Source organism: Serratia sp. BNK-33-b, from assembly GCF_048684565.1.
In the GTDB taxonomy this organism is placed as follows: domain Bacteria; phylum Pseudomonadota; class Gammaproteobacteria; order Enterobacterales; family Enterobacteriaceae; genus Serratia; species Serratia marcescens.
Window position 1 is genome coordinate 3053448 of sequence record NZ_JBLQTZ010000001.1, and the last position, 17476, is coordinate 3070923.

Consider the following 17476-nt stretch of genomic DNA (forward strand, 5'->3'; position numbering starts at 1 on the left):
TCAGGCGCAAACGCTAGGCAGTGAAAAACAGTTTCAGTAATCTGTCGCACATCCCCTGATTAGCGAAGGACACCGAGATGGAATTGACTACCCGCACTATCGCCGCGCGCAAACATATTGCGCTGGTGGCACACGATCACCGCAAACAGGCCCTGTTGGAGTGGGTAGAAAGCCACAAGACCATTCTTGCGCAGCATCAGCTTTACGCCACCGGCACGACCGGTAATCTGATCCAGCGCGCCAGCGGCATTCCCGTCACCAGCATGCTGAGTGGCCCGATGGGCGGCGATCAGCAGGTTGGCGCACTGATTGCGGAAGGCAAGATAGACATGCTGATCTTCTTCTGGGATCCGCTGAACGCGGTGCCGCACGATCCGGACGTGAAGGCGCTGCTACGGCTGGCGACCGTATGGAATATTCCGGTGGCCACCAACCGCTCGACCGCAGACTTTCTGATCGACTCTCCGCTGTTCAAAAACGAGGTGGAGATCGCTATTCCCGACTATCAACGCTACCTGCAAGACCGCCTGAAATAGTCCTCACGGCCTGGCTGCCGCCAGGCCCGAGCTTACGGTTTTTTCTGCACCGGTACGCCAAGATCCTGCAGGTGTTCAACGAATACCGAAGGGCGTTCACGATCCTGCAACAGCCATACCTGATGTTTAGCTCGAGTTAACGCGACATACAGCAGACGGCGTTCTTCGGCATCCGGGAAATCCTCCGGCCGCGGCAATAGCACCTCTTCCAACACCGACTCGCGCGCCACGGCGGGGAAGCCGTCACGCCCCTCATGCAAACCGGCAATGATGACGTATTCCGCCTGCTGCCCCTTGCTGGCATGGATGGTCATAAACTCCAGATTCAGTTTAGGCCAACGGGTGGCCGCTTTCGCCAGCGCTTCCGGTTTCAGATGGTGGTAACGCGCCAGCACCAGGATGCGCTCATCCGGCTTGGCATAGCCGCTCAGTTTATCCAGCAAGGGCTCCAGTTGTTCGTGCGGCAGGATCGCCACCGACTTTTTATTGCCCTTGCTCAGGCTGTTGAGCGGTTTTTTCAGCTGGTGCGGGTTTTGCTGCACGAACCGGTTGGCCACCTCGCCGATACGTTCATTGAAGCGATAGGTGGTATCCAGCGCGCACTGCGCGCCTTCGCCAAAGTTCGTGGCGAAGGCCGTGGTTAACGTCAATTCTGCGCCGCTGAAGCGATAAATCGCCTGCCAGTCATCCCCCACCGCAAACAGGCAGGTCTGCTTGTTCTGTCGGCGCAATGCCGCCAGCAACAGTGCACGCTGCGGTGAGATATCCTGAAACTCGTCGACCAGAATATGTTTCCACGGGCTGACGAAGCGCCCCTTGTCGAGAATGTTGACTGCCTGATGGATCAGGCCGGAGAAGTCCACCGCCCCTTCCTCTTTCAAGGCGCTTTTCCAGGCTTTCAGCAGCGGCGCCATCAGCCGGATGCGTTTTGAAAACAGATCGCGGATTTCTTCATCCGCCTGCTCAATCATTTCCGCCTGGCTGCCGCCGTGCATGCGCATCAGCCCCAACCAGCGTTCCAACCGGCTTGCCAGGCGATCCGCCAGGCGCTTATCCTGCCAGAAGTCGCCTTCCGGCACTTCCCACTCCAGCTCTTCGGTCAACCATTGACGCCACCCCTTGGCCTGCGCTTTCTTCTCTGCGCACTGTTGGCGCCAATGGGTAATCAGCAGCTCTTTGCGCGCTTTGGCATCGGTTTCCAACCGGCTGATGGCCGGCGCTTTGCGGCTGCCTTGTTGAATGATTTGCAGCGCCAAGGCATGGAAGGTCTTGGCCTGAATGCCGACATCGCCCAAACGTTCTTTGATGCGGTCGTTCATCTCGCCGGCAGCCTGACGGCCGAACGCCAACAGCAAGATTTGCCCCGGTTCCGCCTCCTGACGGCGCAGCAGCCAGCCGGCGCGCGCCACCAGTACCGACGTTTTGCCGCTGCCGGCGCCGGCCAACACCAGCACGGAATCCTCGCCGTTGACCACCGCGCGGCTCTGGGCGTCGTTGAGCGGTGAGCTTTCGACGGTCTGGAAGAAGTCGTGATGTTGCTCCAGCATGCGATCGGTCCACTGCCGGTTGCGTTGTTCAACGCTGCGTTGCCCCTGCTGCAGCCATTGCAGACACAGATGGTAATCGGCCCGGCAGTTATCGAATTCATCCAGGCGCGCTACCGGCATCGGCAGCGCGGAGAAAGCCTCACGGATTTGCTGTTGCAGCTTGCCCAGCTCAGACTTTTTGAACCATTTATCTTGCTGTTCTATGCGCTGAATCTGTGCCACCTGCTGTTGCAACACGCCGGCGCTGACCTCACTCATTTCGGCGCTCCACTGCTGCCACGCCTGCTGCAGATAGTGATAAAAACGCTGCGTTTCCTGCCATTCGGTGCCGTGCAGCCGCACCACTTTTTCGTCCGGCAATTCAAATTCCAGCTCGCCCCAGACGATGCCGCGCTTGCACCTGACCTGAATCAGTTGATTGAAGGGGATCAGGTATTCATGTTTTTCCCCGCTCACCTCAACGCCGGCGTGCAGCAACCGCACGCGGTTATAAGGGTGCTGAGCCAGGTGTTTCCCCAGCGATGTCGCTTTAAGTTCCATATCGTCGCGCCATGACTATGTTGAGAGTAAATAACGGATATCTGCCAGTTTACCTGCGATAAGCAGTGGCACTCTAGCGCTAAAAAAAGGGTAGAATAGATTTTGCGTTTTTATCGTGAATACGCCCGCATCGCGGTTTGGCTATCATTAGAGCAGAATGACGTCTATGCGTACTGTACTGAATATTCTTAATTTTGTGTTGGGCGGTTTCTTCACCACGCTAGGCTGGCTTATTGCTACGGTGTTCAGCGTGCTGCTGGTCATCACACTGCCGCTTACCCGCTCCTGTTGGGAAATCACCAAGCTGTCGCTGGTGCCGTTCGGCAACGAAGCGATACACGTCGATGAACTGTATCCGGAAAAAAGCAATGCGCTGCTCTCCGCCGGCGGCTCGCTGCTCAACATTATTTGGCTGGTGCTGTTCGGCTGGTGGCTGTGCCTGTCGCACATCGCCGCCGGTATCGTGCAATGCGTTTCAATCATCGGCATTCCGGTCGGTATCGCCAATTTCAAAATAGCCGCCATCGCGCTGTGGCCGGTGGGGCGCCGCGTCGTCTCGGTCGAAATGGCTCAGCAAGCGCGTATTGAGAATGCTCGCCGCCACTATCATCAGCGTTAATTTTTTCTCCGTTTGAGGAGTTTTTCGTGCGCTCTTTTGCACCCGCAGTACGTCGTTATACCTACAACAGCAATCTGCTGTATCACCTGCGCATTCTTATTGCGCTGATCGGCACCACCGCCGTTCCCTGGTGGCTGGGCATTCCCAAGCTGACTATCCCGCTGACGCTGGGCGTGGTGGCAGCGGCACTGACCGATTTGGACGACCGCCTGGCCGGCAGGTTACGCAACCTGCTGATCACGCTGGTGTGCTTCTTTGTTGCCTCCGCGTCGATCGAGCTGCTGTTCCCTTATCCCTGGTTGTTCGCCCTCGGCTTAACCACGTCGACCTGCGGTTTTATCTTGCTGGGCGCCTTGGGGCAGCGTTACGCCACCATCGCCTTCGGCGCACTGCTGATCGCGGTTTACACCATGCTCGGCACCTCGATGTACGATGCCTGGTATCAGCAACCGCTGCTGCTGGTGATCGGCGCGCTGTGGTACAACTTGCTGACGCTGGCGGGCCACCTGCTGTTCCCTATCCGGCCGCTGCAAGAGAACCTGGCGCGCTGTTACGATCAACTGGCCAACTATCTGGATGCCAAGGCCAATCTGTTCGATCCCGACGCCGAACGCGCCGCCGACCTGCCATGGATGGATGTCGCGATGGCCAACAGCGCGTTGGTCGCGTTGCTGAACCAGACCAAAGCCTCGCTGCTGACGCGCCTGAAAGGCGACCGCGGCCAGCGCGGCACCCGCCGCACCTTGCACTACTATTTTGTCGCGCAGGATATCCACGAGCGCGCCAGCTCTTCCCACGTTCAGTACCACGCGCTCAGCCGGCAATTCCGTCACAGCGATATTTTATTCCGCTTCCAGCGTTTGCTGAGCATGCAGGCGCGCGCCTGCCGCCAGTTGGCACAATCGATCCTGCTGCGGCAAAAATACCAGCACAACCCGCGTTTTGAGCCAGCCTTCAGCCGCATTCAGGAGGCCTTGGCGCGCATAGCCGAAACCCAGGGCAATTCAGAGCAAACCAAAGCGCTGGCGCACCTGCTGAAAAACCTGCATGCGATCGATGCGCAGCTGGCCAATATCGAGTCAGAGCAGACGCTGGCCAGCGGGCAGGCGGAAGAGAACAGCCTGGCCGACGATCGCTTAACCGGCTGGAGCGACATCCGACTGCGCATCAGCCGCCATTTGACACCGCAGTCGGCCCTGTTCCGCCATGCGATCCGCATGTCGGCAGTGCTGTGCGTGGGTTACGCCTTCATCCAGCTCACCGGCATGCAGCACGGTTACTGGATCCTGTTGACCAGCCTGTTTGTCTGCCAACCGAACTACAACGCGACCCGCCGGCGCCTGGCGCTGCGCATCATCGGCACCCTGGCCGGTATCCTGATCGGCCTGCCAATCCTCTATTTCGTGCCTTCAGTGGAAGGACAACTGGTGTTGATCGTCATCACCGGTGTCTTGTTCTTCGCTTTTCGCACCGTACAGTATGCCCATGCAACGATGTTCATCACGCTGCTTGTGTTGCTGTGCTTTAACCTGTTGGGTGAAGGTTTCGAAGTAGCAGCCCCGCGCGTTTACGATACCTTATTGGGTTGCGCCATCGCCTGGGCGGCGGTCAGCTTTATCTGGCCGGACTGGAAGTTCCGCCAACTGCCGGCGGTGGTGGATAAAACGCTGAATGCCAACTGTCGCTATCTGGACGCCATTCTGGTGCAATATCATCAGGGTAAGGATAACGGGCTCGCTTACCGCATCGCGCGGCGAGATGCCCACAACAGCGATGCCGAACTGGCTTCGGTCATCTCCAACATGTCCGCCGATCCCAAGGCCGACAAGGCGTTGCAGGAAGCCGCCTTCCGTCTGCTCTGCCTGAACCATACTCTCCTGAGTTATATCTCGGCGTTGGGGGCGCACCGCGAGCGGTTGAATACCCCTGCCACACTCGATCTGCTCAATGATGCCGTGTGTTACGTGGACGGCGCCTTGCATCAGGAAGAACGGAACAGCCAGCGCATTGCGCAAGCGCTGGAACAGCTGGCGGAGCGTATTCGCAAAGCCGTTCCAGAACCTGAAAGCAAAGAACAGTTGGTCTTGCAGCAGGTGGGGCTAATGCTCGAGCTGCTGCCGGAACTCACCGCACTCCATACCCAAATCAATAAGGCAACCTAATTATTCAGGGCCCGCTTGATGGGCCCTGAACTACTGGCTCATGGCCATGACGACGCATAGCCATCGTATGATCGAACCAGCGCACCAGTTCGTTGCGCAATTCGGTCGGCAACGCCGCCTGATGATAACCGGCTATCGCGCTGCCCAGCGACAGCAGCACGCGCAGACCCAGATTGGTCTGCTGTTGCAGCAGGCGAAGATAGCTACGTTTAGCGCCATGCAGCCGCAGGTCATAGGCATTGCGAATACCCGCTCGCCATAGCAAGCGCTCCATGTTGACATCTATATTTGGCAACGCCTTCAATCTGCCGTGATCGCCGGCCTTGAGCCGCTGTTCTCGGCGCGCTTCCCTGATAGCCTGCCAGGCCAGCCCTACCAGCTCATTGCGTTCCCGCCACAGCGACTCGTCAACCCAGTAATAGCGCAAGGTGATGGGCACACCGCGCTTGGAATAGACCATATTGACCATGCCCCGGGCGCGAAAGGCCGGTTCCATGCTCGCCGTAGCCCGCAAGTACAATTCACCTTCTGCTACCACCGCAAACATTACCCCTTCAGCCAGCAGCCCATAGCCACCAAACTGTGATCGTGTGGTGATGGCGCCCAGCGCCGCAAAGCAATTTTTAGCCTGCGCGATTCTTCTCGTCGACATCCTTTTCATAGCGTTCCTCCTTTTTAGGTTCTGGCCGTATTATTTCTCTCATCAATGAAAAAAGTAACGTGAACAACTAATTAGGAAAATACGCACTATCCGCCCGCCTGCCAATCACAAAAATCGTCGGTACAAAAAATGATCGCAATTATGCGAGCCGCTACGAAAATTTGGGTTGATCTTATCCTAAATCAGGGATACTGTATAAACATACAGTAACACGACGGGCGGGAACTTTATGCGTACTCAATCACTCTACCAACCTCATTTCGGCCATGGCTCTTATACAACGCGCAATGTTGCGAAGAACACGGATATCGGCAAAGAGAATGGCTTGATCAGTGAACTTGTTTACAACGAGCGCCAGCCCGCAGTGGCTCAATTACTGTTGCCCCTGCTGCTGCAATTGGGCAAGCAGTCTCGCTGGCTTCTGTGGCTGACGCCGCAACAAAAATTAAGCAAGCAATGGCTGCAGCAATCCGGCCTGCCTGTAGATAAAATGGTGCAATTGAGCCAGATCAGCCCGGTGAATACGGTTGAGGCGATGGAAAAAGCGCTGCAAACGGGAAATTACAGCGTGGTTCTCGGCTGGTTGCCCGAGCTAACGGAGGAGGATCGTCTAAAATTAAGACGTGCGGCAGAATTGGGTAATGCCTATGGGTTTATCATGCGCCCTCAACGTGACATTAGCCCGACTCACGGACACTGTTCCACCCTAAAAATTCACTCTTCTTTGTATCATTAAGTAAATTTAGGATTTTTCCCATCATTTTCGCACCCCCTAAGCGGAACCTTTGCGGGGGAAGGCAAAAAGCTAGTCCGGCTGCGGTTTGGCAGGCAAAAACGCGCGATGAATCGCCGTTTTTTTAGGCTAAGAATGTTAGCAAATATGTACGATTCCGCGTTTTTTTTTAGAGCCTTATCACATCACACTTGTAACTTTCGCGCCACGTTGTAGACTTTACATCGCCAAGGTTGCTCTATAACGTCAGAAAAACTGGCGAGTAACAAACGAGGGCTTAAACCTTGGCGAAGGAATTTAACCAAGGGCTTAAACAGCTTTAAAGCTCATTGCCTATTTGGATGATAACGAGGCGCAAAATGAAAAAGACAGCTATCGCATTAGCAGTGGCACTGGCAGGTTTCGCTACCGTAGCGCAAGCCGCTCCAAAAGATAACACCTGGTACACCGGTGCTAAACTGGGCTGGTCCCAGTACCATGACGTTGGCTTCTACGGCAACGGTTACCAGAACGGTATCGGCAACGGCCCAACCCATAAAGATCAGCTGGGTGCCGGCGCGTTCCTGGGCTACCAGGCAAACCAATACCTGGGCTTCGAGCTGGGCTATGACTGGCTCGGCCGCATGCCTTACAAAGGCAGCGTGAACAACGGTGCTTTCAAAGCGCAGGGCGTTCAACTGGCTGCTAAACTGAGCTACCCAATTGCTGACGATCTGGACATCTACACTCGTCTGGGTGGTATGGTATGGCGTGCAGACTCCAAAGCTAACTACGGCCGTACTGGTCAGCGTCTGAGCGACCACGACACCGGCGTTTCTCCGCTGGCTGCTGTTGGTGTTGAATACGCACTGACCAAAAACTGGGCTACCCGTCTGGATTACCAGTTCGTAAGCAACATCGGTGACGCAGGTACCGTTGGCGCACGTCCAGACAACACCATGCTGAGCCTGGGCGTTTCTTACCGCTTCGGTCAGGATGACGTAGTTGCTCCAGCACCAGCTCCGGCTCCAGCTCCAGTTGTTGAAACCAAGCGTTTCACTCTGAAGTCTGACGTGCTGTTCAACTTCAACAAATCTACTCTGAAAGCAGAAGGCCAGCAGGCTCTGGATCAGCTGTACACCCAGCTGAGCTCCATGGATCCTAAAGACGGCTCCGTAGTTGTTCTGGGTTACACCGACGCCGTTGGTTCTGACCAGTACAACCAGAAACTGTCTGAACAACGCGCACAGAGCGTTGTTGACTACCTGGTCTCCAAAGGCATCCCGTCAGACAAAATCTCTGCACGTGGTATGGGTGAAGCAGATGCAGTTACAGGCAACACCTGTGGCTACAAATCTGGCCGCGCTACCAAAGCTCAGATCGCTTGCCTGGCACCAGATCGTCGCGTAGAGATCGAAGTTAAAGGTATCAAAGACGTTGTAACTCAGCCTCAGGGCTAAGTTTACTCGCCTAATAAAAAACCCCGCCAATGCGGGGTTTTTTTTCGTCCTCTTGTTGCCAGAACATTCAATGCCTGGCGCCATAGAGGCGTTCTCACGCGCTTACTTGGGATCTTTGCCCAGGATCGCCTTCAAGTCTTCTTTCAACGACGACATCTGGTTCGCATACTTTTCTTTGCGTTCAGCGTCTTCGATAAGCTGCACGACGGTTTCCGACAGCGTAACGCCACGGCGGCGCGCCAGGGCAGCCAATCGTTGCCAAACCAAAAACTCCAGATCGATAGATTTTTTACGCGTATGCTGATGTTCTGCGTTAAAATGACGTTTGCGGCGGGCGCGGATCGTTTGTTTCATCCGGTTATCCAGTTCCGGATTCATATGAGCGGCAATCCATGCAAGTACCTTGACCGGCTCATTTTCCAGCTTCAGCAGCTCGTTAACCGCCTCTTGAGCAGCGCTGTTTTCAATGTAGCGGGTAATGAGTTCCCCTTCCCGGTGCTTCTTCACCAGGTACTTCCATTTCCAACCGCTCTCCAGATTTTCCAGTTGCTGATATTTCATCTTGAGCTCTTCAGTGACCGCGTAACTTCAAATAAGCATAACAGCTTTGCGCCGAATTTCCCCGGCAATTAAACCGTCTTTTAGACTGTTTTTTGCACAGTCACCGCGCGATGTCAAACTCCCTGATGCCAACTGGCACTCCGCATGTATCAAGCCGCCGTTATTCTTGTATAATCGCCCTTTCCCTTTTTAACGATTGCATCTAACACTTTGACCAATAACCGACTTGAATGGCAATCTTTATTGCCGGACGTAACGCCTTATCAGGCGATATTTGATACCGCCGCTCAGTTGGCACCCGTGCCCTTTTCCGCCATTCAGCCTCGGCTGGAAAATGCCCTGACGCTATTTTGCCACCCCCAATCGCCACCGCGTTTCATGCTGTTGAAAGCGCAAGAAACGCGTGAGTATCTGGAACTGATCGCTCACGCCGTCAAACCACTGCTGCCGAAAAATACGGCATGCCGCGGCAGCCACTATGTCATTCAGGATGGCAAGGTCAGCGTCGAGCCTGCCAGCCGTGGCGATGAACCTTTTGCCGCCGGCGGCGCTTGTCTGTTCCAGGAGTGGATTGAGCCGGAACAGCTGTTTGGCTGCGTACGGATCCACAATGGCGACATTACCCTGCAACCGGGTCTGGTGCACCAGGCCAACGGCGGCATTCTGATTCTGTCGGCGCGGGCGCTGCTTGCTCAGCCGTTGCTGTGGCTGCGGCTGAAACAGATGATCGGCCAGCGTCAGTTCCACTGGGTATCGCCAGACGAAACCCGCCCGCTGCCGGTAGCCATTCCACCGATGCCGCTGGATCTGCGGCTGATTGTAGTCGGCGACCGTCACGGCCTGGCCGATTTTCACGATATCGAGCCGGAACTGAGCGAACAAGCGATCTACGGTGAATTCGAAGACGATCTGCAGCTGACTGAAGTTGATGATATGGCGCAGTGGTGCGGTTACGTCAACGGCGTGATTGCCGACCAGCAGTTGCCGATGCTGGCGACCGACGCCTGGCCGCCGCTGATCGTCCAGGCTGTGCGTTACAGTGGCGATCAGGGCATACTGCCACTCTCGCCGGTTTGGATTGGCCAGCAGCTATCCGAAGCCGCACTGTATGCCGAAGAAGATCGCATTACGGCCAAAGCGTTCGAGGCGGCGTTAAATGCCCGAGAATGGCGTGAAAGCTATCTGGCCGAGCGTATGCAGGATGAGATTGAGTTGGGTCAGATCCTGATTGAGACCGAGGGTGAAGTGGTCGGACAGATCAACGGTCTGTCAGTCCTGGATTATCCCGGTCATCCACGCAGCTTTGGCGAACCGTCGCGCATCAGTTGCGTTGTGCATCTCGGCGACGGCGAGTTCACCGACGTCGAGCGCAAAGCCGAACTGGGCGGCAACCTGCATGCTAAAGGCATGATGATCATGCAGGCGTTCTTGATCGCCGAACTGGATCTTGATCAGCAACTGCCCTTCTCCGCTTCCATCGTCTTTGAGCAATCTTACGGTGAAGTGGACGGTGACAGCGCCTCGCTGGCTGAGCTGTGCGCATTGGTCAGCGCCCTGTCACAGCAACCGATCACCCAGCAGATCGCCGTCACCGGCTCCGTCGACCAATTCGGCAACGTACAGCCGATAGGTGGCGTTAACGAAAAGATCGAAGGTTTCTTCGAGGTTTGTGTACGCCGCGGTCTGACGGGCAAACAGGGCGTCATATTGCCCGCGACCAACGTGCGCCACCTGTGCCTGCGCCAGGATATCGTCGACGCGGTACGCGAAGGGCAATTCCATCTGTGGGCGGTAGAGAGCGCGGCGGAAGCCTTGCCTTTGCTCACAGGTTGCCTCTACTCTGACGAACAACAGCCGAATTTGTTGGCGGCCATTCAGGAACGGATTGCGCAGGTGAGCCTGCAGGAACGCCGTCGTCCGTGGCCGCTGCGCTGGCTCAACTGGTTCAACCACGGCTGATCGGACTTGTTCAGCGTACACGTGTTAGCTAACCTGCGTCCTTCATTAAAATAAGGCTTACTGAGAACATGGTAGATAAACGCGATTCCTATACGAAAGAAGACCTCGAAGCATCCGGCCGTGGCGAGCTGTTCGGCGCCGGTGGCCCACCGTTGCCGGCAGGTAACATGTTGATGATGGACCGCGTGGTCAAGATGACCGAAGACGGCGGGACTCACAACAAAGGTTATGTGGAAGCGGAGCTGGATATTAATCCGGACCTATGGTTCTTCGGTTGCCACTTTATCGGCGATCCGGTCATGCCAGGCTGTCTGGGCCTGGATGCGATGTGGCAGTTGGTCGGTTTCTACCTCGGTTGGCTGGGTGGCGAAGGCAAAGGCCGCGCGCTGGGCGTTGGTGAAGTCAAGTTTACCGGCCAGGTGCTGCCAACCGCGAAAAAAGTGACCTACCGTATTAACTTCAAACGCGTCATCACCCGTAAGCTGATCATGGGCGTCGCCGATGGCGAAGTGCTGGTTGACGGTGAAGTGATCTATACCGCCACCGATCTGAAAGTGGGTCTGTTCAAGGATACCACAGCGTTCTAATCACGCAGAAAAGAGGGCGGCCATCGTCTTCTTTGCTAATGCTCTTCGCATGCATGCCATCACGCCCAGCGTGATGGCATTTCTTTCTCTTACCGTTTAAAGACTACCCACCTCCTTTAATCGCCCGCTACCGAACCGGTTTATCCCGCATGTCTCTACCGAAACGGTCAAAGCCACAGGCCGGTTGAGCGCCCCCTCCCCACAGCCAGCTATCGACACGATAGCGGTTTTTGCGTCCGGTTATTTTCTTGCCCCTTAAAATCACCTAGTATAACCATCCACGTAACTACAATAAATGTACCGACAAAGAGCCGATATGCAAAAAACCCGCTTTAGCGATGCACCTTGCCCCGTCGCACGTTCATTAGATCGTGTCGGAGAATGGTGGAGCATCCTGATCCTGCGTGATGCCTTTCAGGGGTTGTCCAAGTTCGACGAATTCCAACAAAGCCTGGGGATGTCACCGACTCTCCTGGCCCGACGCCTGAAGGATTTGGTGGCCCACGGCATTCTGCATAAGCAACGTTATCAAACGCGGCCGGTCCGCTATCAGTATCTGCTCACCGAACGCGGCAACGATTTTCTCCCCGTGCTGGCAGCTCTCTCAGAATGGGGCAATCGCCATTTGATCGACGGTGACATTAGCGCCTTGTTAGTCGACAGCCGCACCGATCGGCCGATCCAGGTCCAGTTGGTCAATATCGATAGCCAACAACCGGTGCCGCCGCAGTTTATTACGCTGGCGCCAGGGCCTGCGGCAAATGAAGGCATACATCAACGCGCCGCACTGATGCGGCAACGGCGCCTCGCCGATTTATCCGAACTTACCAAGGAGTCGTCATGAGCAATCGTCGTATCGTTATTACCGGCATGGGTGCCGTTTCACCGTTAGGGTGCGGCGTGGAGACCATCTGGCAACGTTTGTTAAAAGGAGAGTCAGGCATTCGGGCTTTGCCTGACGAGATCGTTGCAAATTTACCGATCAAGGTCGGAGGTCAGGTTCCGCCGCTGGCGCAGGATGCTGAAGCGGGCTTCAACCCCGATGCTTCCGTCGCCCCCAAAGACCAAAAGAAAATGGATCGCTTTATCCTGTTTGCCATGGCGGCGGCGGATGAAGCCGTTCGTCAGGCCGGCTGGATAGCCGATACGGAGGAAAAACAAGAGCGCACCGCCACCGTCATCGCCTCGGGCATTGGCGGCTTTCCGGCGATTGCCCAGGCGGTGCGCACAACCGACAGCCGCGGCGCCAAGCGGCTGTCGCCGTTCACCATCCCCTCATTCCTGGTCAATCTGGCGGCCGGCCACGTTTCAATCAAACACCACTTCAAGGGGCCGATTGGCGCGCCGGTCACCGCCTGTGCCGCCGGCGTGCAAGCCATTGGCGATGCAGTGCGTATGATCCGCAATGATGAAGCCGATATCGCCGTGTGCGGCGGTACCGAAGCCGCTATAGATACCGTCAGCCTGGGCGGGTTCGCCGCCGCGCGCGCCATGTCCACCGCTCCGGCCGAATTGGCGCAACAGGCCTCTCGGCCCTTCGACAGCGCCCGGGACGGATTTGTCATGGGGGAAGGTGCCGGCATGCTGGTCATTGAAACGCTGGAACACGCGCTGGCGCGTGGCGCCACCCCGCTCGCGGAAATCGTCGGCTATGGCACCAGCGCCGACGCCTACCATATGACATCCGGCGCTGAAGACGGCAACGGCGCCTATCGGGCGATGAAAATCGCGTTGAAGCAGGCGAACGTCGTTCCCGAGGAGGTACAGCATTTAAATGCTCACGCGACGTCGACACCCGTAGGGGATTTGGGTGAAATCAATGCCATCAAACACCTGTTTGGCACGACAGGGAGCGTCGCGGTAACCTCGACAAAATCCGCCACCGGGCACCTGCTCGGCGCCGCCGGCGGGCTGGAAACCATCTTTACCGCCTTGGCTCTGCGCGACCAGATCGCCCCGGCGACGCTGAATCTGGACAATCCCGATCCGGCGGCGGCAGGTTTGCACCTGGTCGCGAAACGGGCTGAATCGATGAGCATAACCTACGCCTTATCGAACGGCTTCGGCTTTGGCGGCGTGAATGCGAGTATTCTACTGAAACGCTGGCAGGACGAATAAACGGCACAAACAAAAACCTCCGCCAAAGGGCGGAGGTTATTCCTTTTATTTGACAGGGAGCCGCTTAAGCGGTCACAGCCCTGTCTTCCATGGCTTCTCGCCAACCTCCCAGCCATTGAGACCGGGCGTCCACTGATGATTGGTAGGGACAATGTTCCCTGGAACGCCCTAAAATACCTGCCTGATACCCTCTCGAATGCGCCCTTTCCAGACGATCGCGTTTCTGTCTCTTCATGCCTCGTTTCCCTCATTTTGGTCTGGTGGAAAGAAAACAATGGCTGCTTTTTGCGCAGCCACGAGTAATCAATAGCGCTAAAAGAAGAGAAGATCAATGCGCAAAATTCACGCCAATGTCATATTTGTGAGCTACGCCCGAGGAAAAAGCTAAGTGGCTGATCTGCCGGGAAAGGGTTTAACTGTTTGAAATGAAATATAAATCCCTGCCAGCGAGAAAAAATGGATTTTCACGCCGACAGGGATTAGATGATTTTAGACCAAATTATGACTAAATGCCGCCCATCTGTGCTGCGATAGCCTGAGCTTCCTGCTGCCATCCCTGCGCCAGGGTGCGCACCAGGGCATCATAGCCGTCTTCACCCTGTTTCAATTCCAGGCTGAAAGGCCGTTTGATCAGGCGCCCCTGGCGATTCAGCACCCACTCGCCGCGAATGATCGCCTTGCCGTCAAAACGGCCGTGGAAGCCGCTGATGGTCACGTTCAGTACATCCTGATCGCTGCTCATCGGCTGCGAAGAGACCACCCAGCCCGGCAGCGCGCTGCTCAGGTTGGTGACCAGCGTTTGCTGCAGCTGCTGGTCGAGCGGGCTGGCCCACAGGTTGTTCTGGGCTATCACATACTGTACGTCGTTGGTCTGATACACCACGCCGTTCTGCGCCAGATAATCCGCCACGCTCACGTGTTCCAGCCACAGCTGGCGCGTGGAAGCGCCGCTGCTGCTGGCTGCAGCAGGCGCACCCAGCGCCGGCAACTGATAGTAAGTCTTCTGTGGCGAACTGCTGCAGGCGCTGAGTAACAGCGCCAGGGCTACCGGGATCCATTTCATCATTTCGTGGCCTTCTTCGGCTGAGGGTCAGTGCTGCCGGCGGCTTCAAACACCAGCGCGTTGCTCTTCTCATTCAGGGTGCGCAGCACCGGTTGCAGCTCACGCAATACCTGATCGAGGCGCTGCATGTCGCCCACCATCTTGTTGTAAGCCGGTGAACCAGGCTGGAGCCCTTTCATGCTGCGGTTCAGCTCCAGCAGCGTTTTCTGCATGTCCTGCGGCAGCGCCTGCATCTCTTTGCTGGCGATGATGTCGTTCAGCGACTTCATGGTCTGCTGCGTCGACTTCATGGTTTTCTGACTTTCCGCCAGCGTCTTGGTCGCTTCGTTGATCATCGGATTGATCGGCATCGAATTAATCTTATCCAACGTCTGCATCAGTTTCTGCTGGATCTGCGCCAGACCGCCGCTGGTGGTCGGCATCAGCGGATAACCGAACAGCTCGCGCGGCCCTTTCCACGGTTTTTCCTGCGGATAGAAGTCAAGATCGATGTACAGCGAACCGGTCAGCAGGTTGGCGGACTTCATCGAGGCGCGCATGCCGCGAGACTCCGCATCTTTCAGGTGCCCTTCAATATCGAAGTTGCCGCCCAGCTGTTTCTGGAAGCGATCCGGCTCGATGCGGATCAGCACCGGAATGCGGTAATCGTTATCCAGACGCTGCGCCATGCCGTCTTTATAGAACGGCACCTGCGCCACCGTACCCAGACGGATGCCGCGGAACTCGACCGGCGCGCCCGGCTGCAGGCCGCGTACCGAGTCGGAGAAGAACAGCAGGTAATCCTTATGCACGGTATACAGTGAATCCTGCGTGCTGCGCTGGTTGTCGAACAGCTGGTACTCCGCCTTCTCTTTCGCCTGTTCGCCGCGATCCCAGCCGTCCGGCACGTCAAAACTGACCCCGCCGCTGAACAGCGTGGTCAACGAGCCCATCTCCACCCGCATGCCCTGCGCCGACATGTCAAACGCCACGCCGCTGTCTTTCCAGAAACGCACGTTGGTGGTGACCAACTGATCGTAAGGCGCGGTGATGAACAGCTGATAGCGCATAGCGCGTTCTTTAGGATCAAAGTAGCTGGTTTCCACCGACCCGACGCGATAACCGCGGAACAGCACCGGATCGCCGGCGTTGAGCTGGCCTGACTTCTCGCTGTCCAGCACGATGCGCAACCCTTTGGCATCCGGGGAGGCCAGCGGCGGCGCATCGAGCAGCTGATAGTTGTCTTTGCCGTCTTTGCCTTTGTTGCCCGGCTGCAGTTCGATATAGGCGCCGGAGAGCAGCGTGCCCAGCCCGGAGACGCCTTCACGACCGATCTGCGGCTTCACCACCCAGAAAGCGGAATCCTGGCGCAGCAATTTTTCCATGCCGGAATTGAGGCGAGCCTGCACCATCACCTTGCTCAGGTCATCGCTCAACGTGACGGTTTCCACCACGCCGACGTCAACGCTGCGGCTTTTGATTTTGGTTTTACCCGCTTCCAGCCCTTCCGCCGTCGAGGTCACCAGCGTCACCACCGGCCCCTGATGGCTGAAGTGGTAAAACAGGATCCAGGCGCCGATCAGCGCGGTCACGATGGGAATGATCCACACCGGCGACCAGCGTTTGATCTTCTCGACGTCCGCGACGCTATGATTATTTTCCGTCACCTTGCGGCTCCTTGTTGATTGTTTCACTTGCGCGATCCCAGGTCAGCCGGGGATCAAATGTCATGGCGGCGAACATGGTGAGGATCACCACCAGCGCGAACAGCACGGCGCCCGTCGCGGGATAAATGCTCATCAACTGTCCCATTCGCACCAGCGCCGACAACACGGCGATCACAAACACGTCGATCATTGACCAACGGCCAACGAATTCGACCACTTCATAAATCAGATGCATACGCTCGCTGTCGGCGCGCGGTTTCTTCCTGCCGTTCGCATCCCAGCACAGCCAGCCGATCGCCAACATTTTCAGCGACGGCACCATGATACTGGCGATGAAAATCACCATCGCCACCGGATAAGAGCCGTCCCCCCACAGCAGGATCACCCCCGCCATGATGGTGGAGTTCATCTTGTTGCCCAACGCCTCGGTCACCATGATCGGCATCAGGTTGGCCGGAATATACAGCATGACAGAGGTCACCAGCAGCGCCAGCGTCCACTGCAGGCTGTGACGACGCCGCACGTAGCCCTTGGTGTGGCAGCGCGGACAGCGCACCTGATCGGCCGGCAAGATCGCCGTGCAGCACGCGCAAGAGCGCACGCCCTGGCGCATGCCGGTGCGCCCCACCGTCAGCGGGCGATTAAGTCGCGGTGCCGGTTCGATATCCTGCCACAACCAGCGCCGATCCACGCACTGGAAGGCGCGCACCTGCAGCAGGCAGAACAGGCAGTAAGGCACGAAGCTGCTGCCGATGCCGATATCGCCGTAGGCCATCAGCTTGACGAAGCTGACCAGCACCCCGGCGAGGAAAATCTCCACCATGCACCAGGTCTTGAACTGGAACAGCACCCGGGCCATCCATTCTTTGAGGCCCAGTGGCAAACGCACTCTGGCGCACAGCAGGATGATCGCCACCATGCAAAACGCCGGGATCAGCTGCACGAACACCATAAACAAGGTGGCCATGCTGGCGTAGTCTTCCGCCACCATGACTTCCGGGATTTGGATCAGCCGGATTTCGTTGCCGAGGCCGGCGACGCGCATGTTGATAAACGGGAAAATGTTGGCCAGCACCAGCATGAACAAGGCGCTGAGCGCGTAACCGATCGGCCGCTTGCGCGGCTCGTCCCAGCGGGCGCTGAGCGTGGTTTTGCAGCGCGGGCATACCGCTTTGCTGCCATAGGCCAGCGTCGGCAGCGCCACCAGCATGTCGCACTGCGGACACAGCATCAGGTTATCCTGTTGCGCCGCCGAGGGTGCGGAATGACTATGCTGCTGATGATTGTTGTGGGAACACACCATAT

16 protein-coding genes are annotated in these 17476 nt (G+C 56.9%); 9 read left to right on the top strand and 7 right to left on the bottom strand.

What is annotated here, in order from left to right; all coding sequences use genetic code 11:
• Positions 1–77 precede the first annotated feature (77 nt).
• A complete protein-coding gene (locus tag ACMGGK_RS14780; protein ID WP_016928284.1) occupies positions 78–536 on the top strand; it encodes a methylglyoxal synthase in 459 nt (152 codons plus the stop codon).
• Positions 537–568: 32 nt separating this feature from the next.
• Here ACMGGK_RS14780 and helD read toward each other — a convergent pair whose 3' ends face one another.
• A complete protein-coding gene (gene helD / locus ACMGGK_RS14785) occupies positions 569–2623 on the bottom strand; it encodes a DNA helicase IV (RefSeq protein WP_115115948.1) in 2055 nt (684 codons plus the stop codon).
• A gap of 166 nt (positions 2624–2789) precedes the next feature.
• On the opposite strand from helD, the gene ACMGGK_RS14790 reads away from it, so the two are divergent.
• Positions 2790–3242, top strand: coding sequence for a YccF domain-containing protein (locus ACMGGK_RS14790; RefSeq protein ID WP_004928120.1), 453 nt, complete (start codon positions 2790–2792; stop codon positions 3240–3242).
• 26 nt (positions 3243–3268) lie between these two features.
• Positions 3269–5404, top strand: a complete 2136-nt coding sequence (yccS, locus tag ACMGGK_RS14795) for a YccS family putative transporter (RefSeq protein ID WP_033640795.1) — start codon at positions 3269–3271, stop codon at positions 5402–5404.
• A gap of 4 nt (positions 5405–5408) precedes the next feature.
• Here the strand turns inward: yccS and ACMGGK_RS14800 are convergent, their stop codons facing one another.
• Positions 5409–6065, bottom strand: coding sequence for a TfoX/Sxy family DNA transformation protein (locus ACMGGK_RS14800; protein WP_420276991.1), 657 nt, complete (start codon positions 6063–6065; stop codon positions 5409–5411).
• A 229-nt stretch (positions 6066–6294) separates the two neighbouring features.
• Here ACMGGK_RS14800 and sulA point away from each other — a divergent pair, with 229 nt between their 5' ends.
• Together sulA and ompA are read left to right on the top strand one after the other, a co-directional pair.
• A complete protein-coding gene (sulA, locus tag ACMGGK_RS14805) occupies positions 6295–6801 on the top strand; it encodes an SOS-induced cell division inhibitor SulA (protein ID WP_015377359.1) in 507 nt (168 codons plus the stop codon).
• A 356-nt stretch (positions 6802–7157) separates the two neighbouring features.
• On the top strand, positions 7158–8237 hold the full coding sequence (ompA, locus tag ACMGGK_RS14810) for a porin OmpA (RefSeq protein WP_004928134.1): 1080 nt from the start codon (positions 7158–7160) through the stop codon (positions 8235–8237).
• Positions 8238–8339: 102 nt separating this feature from the next.
• On the opposite strand, the gene matP is transcribed toward ompA, so the two are convergent.
• Positions 8340–8798: a macrodomain Ter protein MatP gene (matP, locus tag ACMGGK_RS14815; protein ID WP_004928138.1), complete on the bottom strand. Its 459-nt coding sequence runs from the start codon at positions 8796–8798 to the stop codon at positions 8340–8342.
• 210 nt (positions 8799–9008) lie between these two features.
• Here matP and ACMGGK_RS14820 point away from each other — a divergent pair, with 210 nt between their 5' ends.
• From ACMGGK_RS14820 to fabF, 4 genes are all read left to right on the top strand, one after another.
• On the top strand, positions 9009–10757 hold the full coding sequence (locus ACMGGK_RS14820; RefSeq protein WP_049300502.1) for an AAA family ATPase: 1749 nt from the start codon (positions 9009–9011) through the stop codon (positions 10755–10757).
• 68 nt (positions 10758–10825) lie between these two features.
• Positions 10826–11344, top strand: a complete 519-nt coding sequence (fabA, locus tag ACMGGK_RS14825; RefSeq protein WP_004928144.1) for a bifunctional 3-hydroxydecanoyl-ACP dehydratase/trans-2-decenoyl-ACP isomerase — start codon at positions 10826–10828, stop codon at positions 11342–11344.
• 316 nt (positions 11345–11660) lie between these two features.
• Positions 11661–12188, top strand: a complete 528-nt coding sequence (locus tag ACMGGK_RS14830; protein WP_028127999.1) for a winged helix-turn-helix transcriptional regulator — start codon at positions 11661–11663, stop codon at positions 12186–12188.
• The gene (gene fabF / locus ACMGGK_RS14835) at positions 12185–13462 is read left to right on the top strand and encodes a beta-ketoacyl-ACP synthase II (RefSeq protein ID WP_420276992.1); all 1278 of its coding nucleotides are present in this window, start codon (positions 12185–12187) and stop codon (positions 13460–13462) included. The genes ACMGGK_RS14830 and fabF overlap by 4 nt, the downstream gene beginning before the upstream one ends.
• A gap of 64 nt (positions 13463–13526) precedes the next feature.
• On the opposite strand, the gene rmf is transcribed toward fabF, so the two are convergent.
• The 4 genes from rmf to pqiA form a co-directional block, all read right to left on the bottom strand.
• A complete protein-coding gene (rmf, locus tag ACMGGK_RS14840) occupies positions 13527–13697 on the bottom strand; it encodes a ribosome modulation factor (protein WP_004928150.1) in 171 nt (56 codons plus the stop codon).
• 270 nt (positions 13698–13967) lie between these two features.
• A complete protein-coding gene (gene pqiC, locus ACMGGK_RS14845) occupies positions 13968–14528 on the bottom strand; it encodes a membrane integrity-associated transporter subunit PqiC (protein WP_016928294.1) in 561 nt (186 codons plus the stop codon).
• Positions 14525–16171 (bottom strand): intermembrane transport protein PqiB, encoded by a 1647-nt coding sequence (pqiB, locus tag ACMGGK_RS14850; RefSeq protein WP_016928295.1) that lies wholly within the window; start codon positions 16169–16171, stop codon positions 14525–14527. Before pqiB ends, pqiC begins: the two co-directional genes overlap by 4 nt.
• Positions 16158–17471 (bottom strand): membrane integrity-associated transporter subunit PqiA, encoded by a 1314-nt coding sequence (pqiA, locus tag ACMGGK_RS14855; RefSeq protein ID WP_394852028.1) that lies wholly within the window; start codon positions 17469–17471, stop codon positions 16158–16160. The genes pqiB and pqiA overlap by 14 nt, the downstream gene beginning before the upstream one ends.
• Between the last annotated feature and the right edge of the window lie 5 nt (positions 17472–17476).

Coding starts and splice junctions, on each gene's coding strand:
- ACMGGK_RS14780 (WP_016928284.1), top strand. CDS start 78: ATGGAATTGACTACCCGCACTATCGCCGCGCGCAAACATATTGCGCTG.
- helD (WP_115115948.1), bottom strand. CDS start 2,623: ATGGAACTTAAAGCGACATCGCTGGGGAAACACCTGGCTCAGCACCCT.
- ACMGGK_RS14790 (WP_004928120.1), top strand. CDS start 2,790: ATGCGTACTGTACTGAATATTCTTAATTTTGTGTTGGGCGGTTTCTTC.
- ACMGGK_RS14800 (WP_420276991.1), bottom strand. CDS start 6,065: ATGAAAAGGATGTCGACGAGAAGAATCGCGCAGGCTAAAAATTGCTTT.
- sulA (WP_015377359.1), top strand. CDS start 6,295: ATGCGTACTCAATCACTCTACCAACCTCATTTCGGCCATGGCTCTTAT.
- ompA (WP_004928134.1), top strand. CDS start 7,158: ATGAAAAAGACAGCTATCGCATTAGCAGTGGCACTGGCAGGTTTCGCT.
- matP (WP_004928138.1), bottom strand. CDS start 8,798: ATGAAATATCAGCAACTGGAAAATCTGGAGAGCGGTTGGAAATGGAAG.
- fabA (WP_004928144.1), top strand. CDS start 10,826: ATGGTAGATAAACGCGATTCCTATACGAAAGAAGACCTCGAAGCATCC.
- ACMGGK_RS14830 (WP_028127999.1), top strand. CDS start 11,661: ATGCAAAAAACCCGCTTTAGCGATGCACCTTGCCCCGTCGCACGTTCA.
- fabF (WP_420276992.1), top strand. CDS start 12,185: ATGAGCAATCGTCGTATCGTTATTACCGGCATGGGTGCCGTTTCACCG.
- rmf (WP_004928150.1), bottom strand. CDS start 13,697: ATGAAGAGACAGAAACGCGATCGTCTGGAAAGGGCGCATTCGAGAGGG.
- pqiC (WP_016928294.1), bottom strand. CDS start 14,528: ATGATGAAATGGATCCCGGTAGCCCTGGCGCTGTTACTCAGCGCCTGC.